Origin of the sequence: Azospirillum sp. TSO5, assembly GCF_003116065.1 — a bacterium.
Taxonomy (GTDB): domain Bacteria; phylum Pseudomonadota; class Alphaproteobacteria; order Azospirillales; family Azospirillaceae; genus Azospirillum.
Window position 1 is genome coordinate 1 of record NZ_LGQY01000146.1, and the last position, 12046, is coordinate 12046.

Annotated in this window: 14 protein-coding genes; 3 read left to right on the forward strand and 11 right to left on the reverse strand. The window is 69.0% G+C overall.

The window, feature by feature from the left end; all coding sequences use genetic code 11:
- Window positions 1-172 precede the first annotated feature (172 nt).
- Window positions 173-541 carry a response regulator gene (locus TSO5_RS29675; protein ID WP_109154978.1) on the forward strand — a complete coding sequence of 123 codons (369 nt, stop codon included), beginning with the start codon at window positions 173-175 and terminating at the stop codon, window positions 539-541.
- On the opposite strand, the gene TSO5_RS29680 is transcribed toward TSO5_RS29675, so the two are convergent.
- Window positions 507-974, reverse strand: a complete 468-nt coding sequence (locus TSO5_RS29680) for a PAS domain-containing protein (protein ID WP_109154979.1) — start codon at window positions 972-974, stop codon at window positions 507-509. The genes TSO5_RS29675 and TSO5_RS29680 overlap by 35 nt on opposite strands.
- 322 nt (window positions 975-1296) lie before the next feature.
- Here TSO5_RS29680 and kdgT point away from each other — a divergent pair, with 322 nt between their 5' ends.
- Window positions 1297-2316, forward strand: coding sequence for a 2-keto-3-deoxygluconate transporter (gene kdgT / locus TSO5_RS29685; protein WP_109155029.1), 1020 nt, complete (start codon window positions 1297-1299; stop codon window positions 2314-2316).
- A 65-nt stretch (window positions 2317-2381) separates the two neighbouring features.
- On the opposite strand, the gene TSO5_RS29690 is transcribed toward kdgT, so the two are convergent.
- From TSO5_RS29690 to TSO5_RS29725, 8 genes are all read right to left on the reverse strand, one after another.
- A complete protein-coding gene (locus TSO5_RS29690; RefSeq protein WP_109154980.1) occupies window positions 2382-2909 on the reverse strand; it encodes a copper chaperone PCu(A)C in 528 nt (175 codons plus the stop codon).
- A gap of 181 nt (window positions 2910-3090) precedes the next feature.
- Window positions 3091-3480: a DUF2946 family protein gene (locus tag TSO5_RS29695; RefSeq protein WP_247871035.1), complete on the reverse strand. Its 390-nt coding sequence runs from the start codon at window positions 3478-3480 to the stop codon at window positions 3091-3093.
- A 163-nt stretch (window positions 3481-3643) separates the two neighbouring features.
- The gene (locus tag TSO5_RS29700) at window positions 3644-4321 is read right to left on the reverse strand and encodes an ABC transporter ATP-binding protein (protein WP_247871031.1); all 678 of its coding nucleotides are present in this window, start codon (window positions 4319-4321) and stop codon (window positions 3644-3646) included.
- A gap of 34 nt (window positions 4322-4355) precedes the next feature.
- Entirely contained in the window at window positions 4356-5108 is a 753-nt protein-coding gene (locus TSO5_RS29705; RefSeq protein ID WP_247871032.1) for an ABC transporter permease, read from the reverse strand.
- 18 nt (window positions 5109-5126) lie between these two features.
- Window positions 5127-6134 carry an ABC transporter substrate-binding protein gene (locus tag TSO5_RS29710; RefSeq protein WP_109154983.1) on the reverse strand — a complete coding sequence of 336 codons (1008 nt, stop codon included), beginning with the start codon at window positions 6132-6134 and terminating at the stop codon, window positions 5127-5129.
- Window positions 6135-6243: 109 nt separating this feature from the next.
- Complete coding sequence (locus tag TSO5_RS29715) at window positions 6244-6948, reverse strand: ABC transporter ATP-binding protein (RefSeq protein ID WP_109154984.1); 705 nt, start codon at window positions 6946-6948, stop codon at window positions 6244-6246.
- A 42-nt stretch (window positions 6949-6990) separates the two neighbouring features.
- Window positions 6991-7728 carry a sulfite exporter TauE/SafE family protein gene (locus TSO5_RS29720; RefSeq protein ID WP_109154985.1) on the reverse strand — a complete coding sequence of 246 codons (738 nt, stop codon included), beginning with the start codon at window positions 7726-7728 and terminating at the stop codon, window positions 6991-6993.
- Window positions 7729-7732: 4 nt separating this feature from the next.
- Window positions 7733-9349 (reverse strand): acyl-CoA synthetase, encoded by a 1617-nt coding sequence (locus tag TSO5_RS29725; protein ID WP_109154986.1) that lies wholly within the window; start codon window positions 9347-9349, stop codon window positions 7733-7735.
- A 180-nt stretch (window positions 9350-9529) separates the two neighbouring features.
- Between TSO5_RS29725 and TSO5_RS29730 the strand changes: the two genes are divergently transcribed.
- Window positions 9530-10039, forward strand: a complete 510-nt coding sequence (locus TSO5_RS29730) for an RT0821/Lpp0805 family surface protein (protein ID WP_109154987.1) — start codon at window positions 9530-9532, stop codon at window positions 10037-10039.
- Window positions 10040-10051: 12 nt separating this feature from the next.
- Here the strand turns inward: TSO5_RS29730 and pseG are convergent, their stop codons facing one another.
- Together pseG and TSO5_RS29740 are read right to left on the reverse strand one after the other, a co-directional pair.
- Window positions 10052-11134 (reverse strand): UDP-2,4-diacetamido-2,4,6-trideoxy-beta-L-altropyranose hydrolase, encoded by a 1083-nt coding sequence (gene pseG / locus TSO5_RS29735; protein WP_109154988.1) that lies wholly within the window; start codon window positions 11132-11134, stop codon window positions 10052-10054.
- A 172-nt stretch (window positions 11135-11306) separates the two neighbouring features.
- Window positions 11307-12032 (reverse strand): nucleotidyltransferase family protein, encoded by a 726-nt coding sequence (locus TSO5_RS29740; protein WP_109154989.1) that lies wholly within the window; start codon window positions 12030-12032, stop codon window positions 11307-11309.
- Window positions 12033-12046 lie beyond the last annotated feature (14 nt).

Genomic DNA, 12046 nt, shown 5'->3' on the forward strand with positions numbered 1-12046 from the left:
GGGGGGAGGGGGGGGGGCCGCCGGTGGTGCCGCCGACCCGTCGCGGATTCGGCTCCCGCCTGATCGAGCGCGGTCTGGCGCATGAGTTGGAAGGCGATGTTGCCCTTGCCTTCGACCCCGCCGGCGTGCGATGCCGGCTGGTAATCCCATTGTCGTCGCGAGTGAGCCCGCAGTGACCGACGCGAACCTGTCGAACCTGACCGTCCTGATCGTCGAAGACGAACCGTTGATCGCCATGAGCCTGGAGGATGCCCTGCTCGACCAGGGCGTCACCTGTATCGGTCCGGCCGGTTCGGTTTCGGCGGCCTTGGAAATAATCGAGGCGGGCGGCTTCGACATCGCGCTGCTGGACGTTAACCTGCGTGGCGAGCGGGTCGACGCGGTGGCCGACCGTCTGGCCGCCGCCGGCATCCCCTTCATCTTCACCACCGGCCATGGGGCGGAGGGGCTGCCGGATGCCCACCGTGAGCGGCCGGTGATCGGAAAGCCGTTCCGCGACCTCGACATCACCGACGCACTGGCCCGCCACCGCCCGCGCTGAGCGTCGAACCGCACGGGCCGGCCGCCGGAAGGGTTGGCCTGAGCGGTTCCAATACGACGAGCCAGTGGGTCTGGCACGTATCCGCATCGACATAGCGGATGCCCGTTACCGCGAAGCGGTGATAGCTGCCGTCATGCCGCCGGTAGCTCAATTGCAGGTCATAAGCGGCCTCGTCATAGACCGCCTTCAGCCAGGCGTCGGCCGCGGCCATCTGTTCGTCCGGATGGACTGCCGACACCCAGCCGCATCCCAGCATCTGGTTTGCCGATGGTCCGAAATACCGTCGCGTCGTTTCGCTGAGCGCCAGATTGCTGCCATCGGGGCCGCACAGCACCAGCAGCGCCTCTCCGGACACCCCCATCCGCGAAAGCTGATCCCGGAGAGGCTGATTCCGCGTGATGCTGCGGCTGATCGGATCAAGTGACTCTGGCATGGGCTCGCCCGTGGTGCACTCTCCTGCCCTCAATGGCCGAAAGCGTCGATATCGGAGCATTTTATGTCGAAGGTGAAGGAAATCGAGTCCTAATCCTCCGCGGCCCCGCCCCTGTCTTTGCATCTCCGTCTTCATTTCCCTTCGGCGCGACAACGTGTCGCGTCGGACAATCCGCCGCTTTGACAATAATCGGGCAACTTGTATACTAGTATGCACAAGGCGGCACATGGCTGCCGTCCTGACAAAATTGATGGCCGCTGAATTATGCCCGATGGCGAAGGGCCGCGGCGGCGACGGGATGAAATTCAAAGGAGTGTCTTCCATGAACATCAAGTCCCGGATCGACCGCATCCCCGGCGGGATGATGATCGTCCCCCTGTTCCTCGGCGCCTGCCTGAACACGTTGGCTCCCAACACGGGCAAATTCTTTGGGTCCTTCACCAACGGGCTGATCACCGGCACGCTGCCGATCCTGTCGGTGTGGTTCTTCTGCATTGGCGCCAGCATCAGCCTGAAGGCAACGCCGCTGGTCCTGCGCAAGAGCGGCGTGCTGGTGTCGGTCAAGATCCTCACCGCCGCCATGGCGGGCATCATCGCCTCGTGGTTCATCCCGGCGGAAGGCATCACGTCCGGCTTCTTCTCCGGCCTGTCTGTTCTGGCGATCATCGCGGTGATGAACGACACCAACGGCGGCATGTACATGGCGCTGATGCAGCAGTACGGCACCAAGGAGGAGGCCGGTGCCTTCTGCCTGATGTGCCTGGAATCGGGACCCTTCATGACCATGGTGACGCTGGGCATCGCCGGGCTGGCGGCCTTCCCCTGGCAGACGATGGTCGGCGCCCTGCTGCCCTTCCTGATCGGCTTCGCGCTGGGCAATCTGGACAAGGACCTGCGGGCCTTCTTCACCCAGGGTGTCTCGGTGATGGTGCCGTTCTTCGCCTTCGCGCTGGGCAACAACCTGAACTTCTCGACGATCCTCAACACCGGACTGCTGGGCATCGTGCTGGGCCTGACTGTGATCGTCGTCACCGGTATCATGCTGGTGCTGGCCGACATCCTGCTGGCGAAGGGCAACGGTACGGCCGGCATCGGTGCCGCCTCCACCGCCGGTGCGGCTGTGACGGTGCCGCCGATCATCGCTTCGATCGAGCCGACCTTCGCGCCGGTCGCCCCGTCGGCCACGGCACTGATCGCCACCAGCGTTGTGGTCACCGCCCTGCTGACGCCGCCGCTGACGGCATGGTGGGCGCGTCGTTTCGGCGTGCTGTCGCACCGCTATCAGGCCGCGGAAGCCGCCAAGCTCTCCCCCCAGCCGGTGGGCGTCGCTCCGGCCGAGTGACCGGGACGAGCGTATTTCTCTGAAAGGAGGCCGCCGGCGGTTCCCCTGCCGGCGGCCTTCCGTATTTACTGCTTCTTGGCCGGTTCGGCGTTGTGGCCGTGGCCGGCGCCGCCCATGGCGCCCATATGCCCTTCGGCCTGGGGCGCGCTCTGTCCGGCCGCCTCGACTGAGATCTCGACGTCGACGGTGCCGGCCTTTTCGAAGTGCAGGGTCATGGGGAAGCGGGCGCCCTTCTCCAGCGGCTTCTTGAGCCCCAGCAGCATGATGTGCAGGCCGCCGGGCGCCAGCTTCACCTCCTCGCCCGGCGCCACCGGAATGGCCGGAACTTCCCGCATCTTCATCACGCCGTTCTCGTTCAGATGGGTGTGCAACTCCGCCTTGTCGGCGGCCGGGGTGGAGGCGGATACCAGACGGTCCTCCGTGCTGCCGGTGTTGGTCAGCGACAGATAAGCGCCGCCGTTCGGGGCCGACGGCGCAGTGGCGCGCGCCCAGGGATGGCCGATCTCGATCGGGCCGGCCTTGTAGCTGTGGGCCAGGGCGGGGACGGCACCGAACAGGGCCAGGGCGGCGGCGATGCCGAGAATGCGCTTCATGGACTCTTCTCCTGGAATGCGGATGTGAACAGCAGGGGAGCCGCCGCGGCGCGCTATGCCGCGGGGCGTGAATTGGAAGGTTGCGCGTTGGAATGCGTGGATAGACCGCCAAGCGCACCGATCCGGACGGAGAGCGGGCGTGGCGATGCGCGCGGCGGCTATGGCTGAGCGGCCGCGAGAATCAGACGAGCGACGGCGGAGCGCGGGCCTGAAGGGTCGACAGGAACCAGCCGGCGGCGATCCGTTCCCCTGGCAGCAGGCGGGAGTCGCTGGCCATGGCAAGGGCCGGGCCGACGGTCAATGGCGGCGGCGGCAAGGCCAATCCGGCCACCAGCGGGCAGAGCGGGCAATGGCCGGTGCCTGACGGCGCGTGATCCGGCGATTTTTCAGGGTCGCCGTCGTCGGAAGCGAGCCCGAACTCACCGATTCCATAAACGGCGGCATCGACCTGGATGGTGGTCAGGCCGCCGGAGGAACAGATCGGCAGCGAGGCGGTCTCTCCGGCCCGGGCAGTTCCCGGAACCATCGGCATCCAGCCCCAGGCGATGACCTGCAGCAACAGCGCGGCCATCCCGGCCACCAGGCCGAGCCTCCGCACCCGCCGCACTGTCGATCGACCGAAGGACATTCGGTTCCGCCGCCTTTGCAATCGCCGGACGTACCCGGCAGCGGAGCAGGATACCGCAGCATTCGTAAACGGACGAGCGGCAAATGAACGCACAAATCGAGAAGGGTCAGGCCAGAAGGCGAAAGGCCGGTTCCGGCCGGGACAGCAGGTCGTGGCGCAGCGCCTCGATGGTGGCGTCGTCGCGGGCGGCGCGGGGGACGGTCACCGGCACCTCCGCCACCACCCGGCCGGGCGACGGCGCCAGCAGAAGCAGCCGGTCGGCCAGCGCCAGGGCTTCGCGCAGATTGTGGGTGACCAGCAGGACGGTGGCCGGCCGCCGGTCCAGCAACTGCGACAGCAGGGTACGCAGCCGGAGCGCCGTCGGCTCGTCCAGCGAGACGAAGGGTTCGTCCATCAGCAGCAGGTCCGGCTCCACCAGGAAGGCGCGGGCCAGCGCCACCCGCCGCGCCATGCCAAGCGACAGCTGGGTCGGAAAACGGTCGGCGAAGGGCGACAGCTCCAGCGCATCGAGCATGGCGTCGACCGCCGGACCGCGGCGCTGCGGACGCGGCAGGACCAGCGCCAGATTCTGCCGCACGGTGCGCCAAGGCAGCAGGCGCGGCTCCTGGAAGACATAGCCGAGCCGGGCCGGCCCGCCGTCCGGCCGCGCCCCGACCTCCACCACGCCGTCGAAGGCGCGGTCTAGCCCGGCGACGATGCCGAGCGCGGTCGTCTTGCCGCAGCCGCTGGGGCCGACCAGCGCCACGACCTCCCCCGCCGCGGCGGACAGGGTCAGGCCGCGCACCGCCTCCACCGCGCCGAAACGCTTGGAGCGGATCTCAAGCTTCAGCGGGCATCCGCCGCCAGCGCTGGCAGTGGCGCTCGACCGGTTGCAGGACGCCGTATTCCAAAAGCTGGACCACGGCCACGAACGCGATGGTGTAAGCCAGGATTCCTGCGACATCGAAGGTCTGAAATAGGAGGTTGATCTGGAATCCGACACCGTCGCTGCGGCCCAGCAGTTCGACCACGAGCACGATCTTCCAGATCAGCGCCAGGCCGGACCGCGCAGCCGCGGCGATGGTGGGGGTGAGTTGCGGCAGCAGCACATGGCGAAGCCGGTCCGCGGGCGACAGGCGGTAAACGCGGGACATGTCGATCAGCCCCTCGTCGATGGCGCGGGCACCGGCCCGCACCAGAACCACCGTGTTGGGAATCTTGTTGACGGCGACGGCGCCGATGGCCGCCGCCTCGGTCAAGCCGAACCAGACATAGGCCAGCACGATGACCACCAGCGCCGGCAGGTTCAGGAAGAAGACCAGCCAGGGGCCGAACAGCCGGTCGATGAAGGGCGACCGCCCCATCGGCAGGCCCAGCCCGACCCCGATCGACATGGCGAGTGCGAAGGCCGCCAGCACGCGCAGCAGCGTGACGCCCATGTGATGGAACAGCGCCCCGCTCTCCGCCTCGCGCAGCAAGGCCTCGGCCACCACGACCGGCCCCGGCAGCAGGCGCCCGCCGACCGTCAGCGCCGCCGCCTGCCAAACGGCCAGCAGCAGCAGGATCGACGCAACAGGCATCAGGGCGGGCATCAGGGCGCGCCGCACCGGTCAGGCCCCGCCGGTCCAGAAGGTGCCGGGGGCGATGGTGGGCGCGTCGCCGACCAGCTCCCGCCCGCCCAGCCGCGCCAGCAGCGCGTAGAGCTTCGCGGCCCCTGCCCGCTCCTCCTCGGTCCAGCGGCGCGGGATGCCGTCGCGGTAGCGGTCGCGCAGGGTGCGGAAGGTGGCGTCATCCTCCGCCTGCATCAGCGGGGCGAGCCGGTCCCACGCGGCGTCGGATTGGGCCAGCAGGGTCTTCGCCTTGTTCGTCGCCGCCTGGAATCCGGCGATGGCGGCCGGGTTGGCGCGCGCCCACTCCTCGCGGAAGACATAGCCGATGGAGGGCACCGTCGCCGGCTGGCCCAGCGCCTCCAGCATGTCGGACACCGTCATCGTCACGCGCATGCCCTTCGCCTCCAGCCGGGCGGCGAAGGGCCAGAAGGTCAACACGGCGTCCAGGTCGCCGCTGGCGATCTTGCTGTTCAGCAGGGGCGGCGCCGCGAAGAAGGGTTGCGCATCGCGGTCGAGCGACAGCCCATAACGGTCGGTGGCCAGAGCCTTCAGCAGGAGCCAACTCTTGTCGAGCGGGCTGCCGGCGACCCCGATGCGCTTGCCGCGCAGGTCGCCGATTTCGGCGATGGCGGACTTGGCCGGAACCACCAGCGCGCCGACGGCGGTCGAGTAGGGGATGAAGGATAGCGCCTCCCCCTTGCTGCGCATCCGCGACACCCACAGCCAGTCGGAAACGATGACCTCGACTCCGCCCGCCTGGAGCGCCACCTGGGTGGCGGGGTTGCCGGCCAGCTCCACCAGCTGCAGGTCGATGCCGGCTTGGCGGTCGAAGCCGTTGGCGCGAACGGTGTCCAGTTCCCAGCTGACCGTGCCGAACTTCAGCACCCCGGCGCGGACGACCGGCCGAGTGGGGGTAGGATCGGCGGCAGCCGCGTGCCGGAGCGTCGCCGACGCCAGCAGCGCGGCGGCCGCCAGCAATGTCGTCCGTCTGGTGCAGCCTGCCGCCATGGTCCCCGTCCGGTAATTCTTGGACTGCCAGCTTAGGGGGACTGTAGATGGTTCGTATATTCAACGATAGGAGGATAAGGGAGGTATCGCCGGTGGAGGCGTGTCGGATTCACAGCCCGAGATAGGCCTGCTTCACCGCCGGGTCGGCCAGCAGCGCCTCCCCCGTACCCGACAGCACCACCCGGCCGTTCTCCAGCACGTAAGCCGTCTGGGCGATGCGCAGGGAGGCGGCGACATTCTGTTCGACCAGGATGATCGTCATGCCCTCCGCCGCCAGTGTCCGGATGATGCGGAACAGCTCCTGCACCAGGGCGGGCGACAGGCCGAGCGAGGGCTCGTCGAACATGATGAGGTCCGGCTTGCCCATCAGGCAACGGCCGATGGCCAGCATCTGCTGCTCGCCGCCGGACAGGGTGCCGGCCGCCTGGTCCAGCCGTTCACGCAGGCGGGGGAACAGGTCCAGCACCCGGTCGTAGGTCTGGCGCGCGTTGGACCGGGCGCGTGGGATGACGGCGCCCATTTCCAGATTCTCCCGCACGCTCAGCGTCGGGAAGATCTGCCGTCCCTCCGCCACCTGCCCGATGCCGAGGTCGCAGACGACATGGCTGGGCAGTCCGGCGATCTCGCGTTCCTTGAAGCGGATGCTGCCGCGCGCCGGTTTCAGGATGCCGGAGATGGCGCGGATCAGCGAGGTTTTGCCGGCCCCGTTGGCGCCGACGATGGCGGTGGTCTGCCCCGCCGCCACCTGCAGCGTGACACCGTCGAGCGCCTGGGCGTCGCCATAGTACAGGTCGAGATCGGATACGGTCAGCATGGCGGCAGGTCCAAAAGGCGGGGAGCGCCCTCTATAGCGCGATCATTTCAGGAAGAACACCGCACTCATCACCAGACCGACGGCGATGATGCCGGTGCGCAGGATCGGTTTGGGGATCTTCCGTCCCAGCCGGGCGCCGACATAGCCGCCGGCGACCGCCGCCACCACCATCAGCAGCGCCTTCGGCCATTCCACCGCCCCGCCCGCGGCGTAGGCCACCACGGCGATGGCGGTCAGCACGGCGGAGAACAGGTTCTTCAGCCCGTTCATGGCGTTGAGGTCGGTCATGCCGAACAGGCTCAACTGCGCCAGCAGGAGGATGCCGAGCCCGCCGTTGAAATAGCCGCCATAGACCGAGACGGCGAACAGCGTGCCCAGCATCGCCCCGTTGCCGTGCAGACCCAGGTTGCGCAGCCGCTGCGCCAGCATGTTGCCGAAGGCGAACAGCCCGGTCGCCAGCAGCAGGAGCCAGGGCACGATCCCGCGGAACACCGAATCCGGCGTCACCAGCAGCAGCCCGGCCCCGACCAGCCCGCCGACCAGACTGACCGCCGACAGCAGCGGCAGGCTGAGCGTGCCGACCGGCGTCAGGTCCTGACGGTAGCCGTAGACGCCGCTGGCATAGCCGGGCAGCAGCGCGACCGTGCCGGTGGCATTGGCGGCGACCGGCGGCACCCCGGCGTAGATCAGTGCCGGCAGGGTCAGGAAACTTCCCCCGCCGGCAACGGCATTCATTGCTCCGGCCAGAAAGGCTGCGGCCAATAAAATCAATTCGATCATGATATTACGAGCGGTTCCTCAACTCCCGGCGAATGATCTTGCCGGTGGTGGTCATGGGAAGGCTTTCCATGAATTCGATCGAACGCGGATATTCGTGGGCGGCCAGCCGGGTCTTCACATGCTCCTGGATCGAGGCCACCAGCGCGTCGTCCGGCGTCACCCCCTCGTGCAACACGACGAACGCCTTGACGATCTCCGTGCGCAGCGGGTCGGGCACGCCGACCACCGCCGCCATGCGGACGGCGGGATGGCCGATCAGGCAATCCTCGATCTCGCCGGGGCCGATGCGGTAACCGGCAGACGTGATGACGTCGTCGTCCCGCCCGACGAAGCGGATGTAACCGTCCTCGTCCAACTCCCCCTGGTCGCCGGTGACCAGCCAATCCCCAATGAACTTCGCCGCGGTGGCGTCGGGGTTGTTCCAATAGCCGAGGAACATCACCGGATCCGGCCGATGCACCGCGATCAGGCCGAGTTGCCCCGGCGGCAGCCGGTTGCCTTGCCCGTCGATCACCGCCACGTCATGGCCGGGAACCGGACGTCCCATGATGCCGGGCTTCGGCGCCATCAGCGTCGCGGCCGACGACACGATCATGTTGCATTCAGTCTGGCCGTAGAACTCGTTGATCGTCACGCCGAAGGTCTCGCGCCCCCAATCGAGCAGCCCGGCACCCAGCGTCTCGCCGCCGCTGGCGACGGAGCGCATGTCGATGCGATGGCGCGCCCGCGGGTTCTTCACCGCCCGCATCATCTTCAGCGCCGTCGGCGGCAGGAAGGCGTTGCGGACCTGGAATTCGGCCAGCAGGGCGAAGGCGGCCTCCGCATCGAACTTCTCGAAGCGGTGGGAGACCACCGTCACCCCGTGGTGCCAGGCCGGCAGCAGCACGTCGAGCAGCCCGCCGATCCACGCCCAGTCGGCCGGCGTCCAGATGCGGTCGCCCGGCTGCGGGAACAGGTCGTGCGACATCTCCACGCCCGGCAGATGGCCCAGCAGCACCCGGTGCGCATGCAGCGCGCCCTTGGGCTGGCCGGTGGTGCCGGAGGTGTAGATGATCAGCGCCGGATCGTCCGGGCCGGTGTCGGCCGGGATGAAGCTGTCGGACGCCGCGTCGCACAGCCCATGCCAGTCCAGGCAGCCGGGACCGGACCCGTCGACGCGGAAGACGGCGCGCAGTTCCGGCAGCCGGTCGCGGATCTGGGCGATTTTGGCGGCCCCGGCGGCGTCGGTGACCACGGCACGGGCGCCGCAGTTGGCCAGCCGGTATTCCAGCGCTTCCACCCCGAACAGCGAGAACAGCGGCACGGCGATGCCGCCCAGCTTGTAGACCGCGACATGGCTGATCGCGGTTTCCGGCGCCTGGGGCAGCAGAATCCCAACCCGGTCGCCGCGCGTGACACCTTGCGCCGCCAGCGCATTGGCGAAGCGGTTGGACAGGGCGCGAATGTCGGAGAAGCGGTATTCCTCGGTCCCGCCGTCGCGCCGCTTGTGGATCAGGGCGATGCGGCCGGGGTCCGTTTCCGCCCAGCGGTCGCAGACGTCGACGCCGATGTTGTAGCGGTCGGGCACGCGCCAGGCGAAGGCGCGGGACACCCCTTCATAGCTGTCCGCGTTGGGCAGCATGTTCGTTCCCTCCCAAGGGCTTGTTGTCGATTCCTTCGTGGAACCGTTGGCACGATCATAGGGGCAAGCGAGGCACCGCGTCACGCATCGGGAATAAGATGCGGGTCAGCCATGTTGATGGCGTCAGGAACGAACGGTTTCGTGCCGATCCAAACAGGACCCAACAGGACGAGAGCCACCATGAAAGCCAGCCCCTTCCTCGCCGCCGCGCTGTCCGCCAGCCTGCTCGCGGCCCCGCTTGCCGGCTGCGCACAGCCCGGCTACGGCGATTCCTATGGCGGCGTCAGCGCCAACAAGCAAACGGCCGGCACCGTTCTCGGCGGCGTGGTCGGTGGCTTGGCCGGCTCGCGCTTCGGCGGTGGCAGCGGCAAGCTGGTGGCGGTGGGTGTCGGCACGCTGCTGGGTGCGGCGCTGGGCAATGCCGCCGGCGCCTCGCTCGACCGTGCCGACCAGAACTATGCCCAGCAGGCGGCGGTCAACGCCTACAGCGCCCCGACCGGCAGCACCGTGCGCTGGAACAATCCGGACACCGGCAATTACGGCAGCTACACGCCTGTGCGCGAAGGCACCGGGCCGCAGGGCCAGCTCTGCCGCGAATATCAGACCACCATCGTGGTCCAGGGCCGCACCCAGCAGGGCTTCGGCACCGCCTGCCAGCAGCCGGACGGCACGTGGCGCGTGGTCAGCTGACCGGAACTGCCATCAGGCAAGCGCCGTCCGCCGCCGGGCGGCGCTGCCGGATTTGGGCGGCGGGCCGGTGAGGGCGCTGGCGATGCGCACCGCCCCGTCGCCGTCAAGCGGCAGTGCCGTCGCGGCATCCTGCATCCGCTGCCGCTGCCCGGCGTCGGCCCACAGGGCGAGTGCCCGTCCGGCGATCACCGCCGCCGCCTTGGCGGGATCGCAGCCACGGGCGTCCACGGCCGTGCACCAGCCCAGTTCGGCGGCGTCGCCGCTCGCCATCGCCTGATTGTCGGCGGTGACCACCAGCAGGGTCGGCACCGCGAGCGCGGCAAGTTCCCCCATGGTGCCTCCGCCGGCCGAAACCGCCAGACCGCTGTCGGCCATCAGCGCGCCCATGCGCGGGCAATCGATCTCCACGGAAACGCCATCGGTGGCGAGCGCCGCCAGCTCGTTTGCTCGTGGGTTGCTGCCGCCGACGACGGCGACGATCCGGCAGCCGTCGGGCCGCTCCGTCGCCAGTGCCTGCAGAACCGGTCCGGTCAGGCCGAGCGGGTCGGAGCCGCCGAAGGTCACCAGCAGCACCGGCCGATCGGTGATGGTCCGCCGCGGCGCCTGAGCCGCCAGCCGCACCTCCCGCCGCAACGGGGCGTAGCCGGGGCCGAGCAGCAGGACGGCGCCGGGCGCCATCGCTTCATAGGGAAGGGCCGCCGCCTGCGGTGCGGCGTTGACGACGAGGTCGGCGTGCAGCGGCATGCCGTCGCCCAGATCGTCCCAGGCCAGCACCCGTGCACCGGCGGCCTGCAGCCCGACGCGGTAGGCCTCGCCGAAGCGGTAGCCGTCGAGCATCACCGCCGTGCCATGCTCCCGCCGCAGGAGCGAGCGGGTGGCGGCCAGATCCGCCGCCTGTCCCACCGGACCGGCGATGGAAACATGGCGGAAGCCGTCCGCCGACAGCCGGCGGTCGATGGCGGGGGTGGATTCGACTGCGGCGAACAGCGCCTCGTGACCCTGGTCGCGCAAGGCTTCGGCCACGGCGAGGCAGCGCATGACATGGCCGGTGCCGATGGTCGGCGACGCGTCGGCGCGGATGAGGATAACGGCCATGGCACTGGTCCGGAGAAATCGGCGTGGCGGCCCGGCCCCGGCGCAAGCACCCACTGCGCATGGTGTCGAGTCGGTGCGCATCTTGGCCCGGCACATTGCGCGAGTCCAGTGGCAGACGGTCGCGTGCGCGGAGGTAAATTGCGGCCGCCGGGGCTCCCGACCGGCCTCCCTGTCAGGTCTCGCGGCCGGCGATGACGCTGGCGGCGGTGGCCAGGCTTTCCGGCGTGCCGATGTCGAGGAAGCGGGCCTTGGCGACATGGGCGTTCAGCGTGCCCGACGGCAGCTTTTCCAGCACGTCGCGTTCCAGCGATACCGCGCCCGCCGCGATGAAGCGGTCGAGGAAGGCGGAGGAGAACAGGTAGACGCCGGCATTGATGGTGCCCGCCCCCGGCACCTTGTCCACGAAACGGCGGACGCGGCTGTCCGGTCCGATCTCCACCCGCACGAAGCGGGAGGCATCCTCCACCGTCACGCACAGGACCGATGCCTCCGCCCCCGACAGCCGGTGCGAGGCGATGAAGGCGCGCAGATCGGCGTCGAGAAAGGTGTCGCCGTTCACCACCAGGATGGTGCTGCTGCGTAGTTCCTTGCGGACATAGCCGAGCGCCCCCGCGGTGCCGAGCGGGCGCGGTTCGATCTGGCAGACCACGTCGATGGTGCCGGCGGAATCGCCGCGGGCGAGCCATGCGGTCACCCGGTCGGCCAGATGGCCCAGGCACAGCACCACCCGGCGCGATCCGTAGGTCGACAGGTAATCCAGGAGATGGCCGAGGAAGGCACGGCCCGCGATCGGGGCCAGGACCTTCGGCGTGTCACCCAGAACGCCCCGGATGCGTGTGCCCAGCCCGCCGGCAAGCACCGCGACGTCTATGTTGGCAAGAGCGTCCTCAGACCGCACCGACCGTCCTTTCC

Bases quoted from the DNA above. Each gene is read 5' to 3' on its own strand.
- TSO5_RS29680 (WP_109154979.1), bottom strand. From the start codon at position 974: ATGCCAGAGTCACTTGATCCGATCAGCCGCAGCATCACGCGGAATCAG.
- kdgT (WP_109155029.1), top strand. From the start codon at position 1,297: ATGAACATCAAGTCCCGGATCGACCGCATCCCCGGCGGGATGATGATC.
- TSO5_RS29690 (WP_109154980.1), bottom strand. From the start codon at position 2,909: ATGAAGCGCATTCTCGGCATCGCCGCCGCCCTGGCCCTGTTCGGTGCC.
- TSO5_RS29695 (WP_247871035.1), bottom strand. From the start codon at position 3,480: ATGGCCGCGCTGTTGCTGCAGGTCATCGCCTGGGGCTGGATGCCGATG.
- TSO5_RS29705 (WP_247871032.1), bottom strand. From the start codon at position 5,108: ATGCCCGCCCTGATGCCTGTTGCGTCGATCCTGCTGCTGCTGGCCGTT.
- TSO5_RS29710 (WP_109154983.1), bottom strand. From the start codon at position 6,134: ATGGCGGCAGGCTGCACCAGACGGACGACATTGCTGGCGGCCGCCGCG.
- TSO5_RS29715 (WP_109154984.1), bottom strand. From the start codon at position 6,948: ATGCTGACCGTATCCGATCTCGACCTGTACTATGGCGACGCCCAGGCG.
- TSO5_RS29720 (WP_109154985.1), bottom strand. From the start codon at position 7,728: ATGATCGAATTGATTTTATTGGCCGCAGCCTTTCTGGCCGGAGCAATG.
- TSO5_RS29725 (WP_109154986.1), bottom strand. From the start codon at position 9,349: ATGCTGCCCAACGCGGACAGCTATGAAGGGGTGTCCCGCGCCTTCGCC.
- TSO5_RS29730 (WP_109154987.1), top strand. From the start codon at position 9,530: ATGAAAGCCAGCCCCTTCCTCGCCGCCGCGCTGTCCGCCAGCCTGCTC.
- pseG (WP_109154988.1), bottom strand. From the start codon at position 11,134: ATGGCCGTTATCCTCATCCGCGCCGACGCGTCGCCGACCATCGGCACC.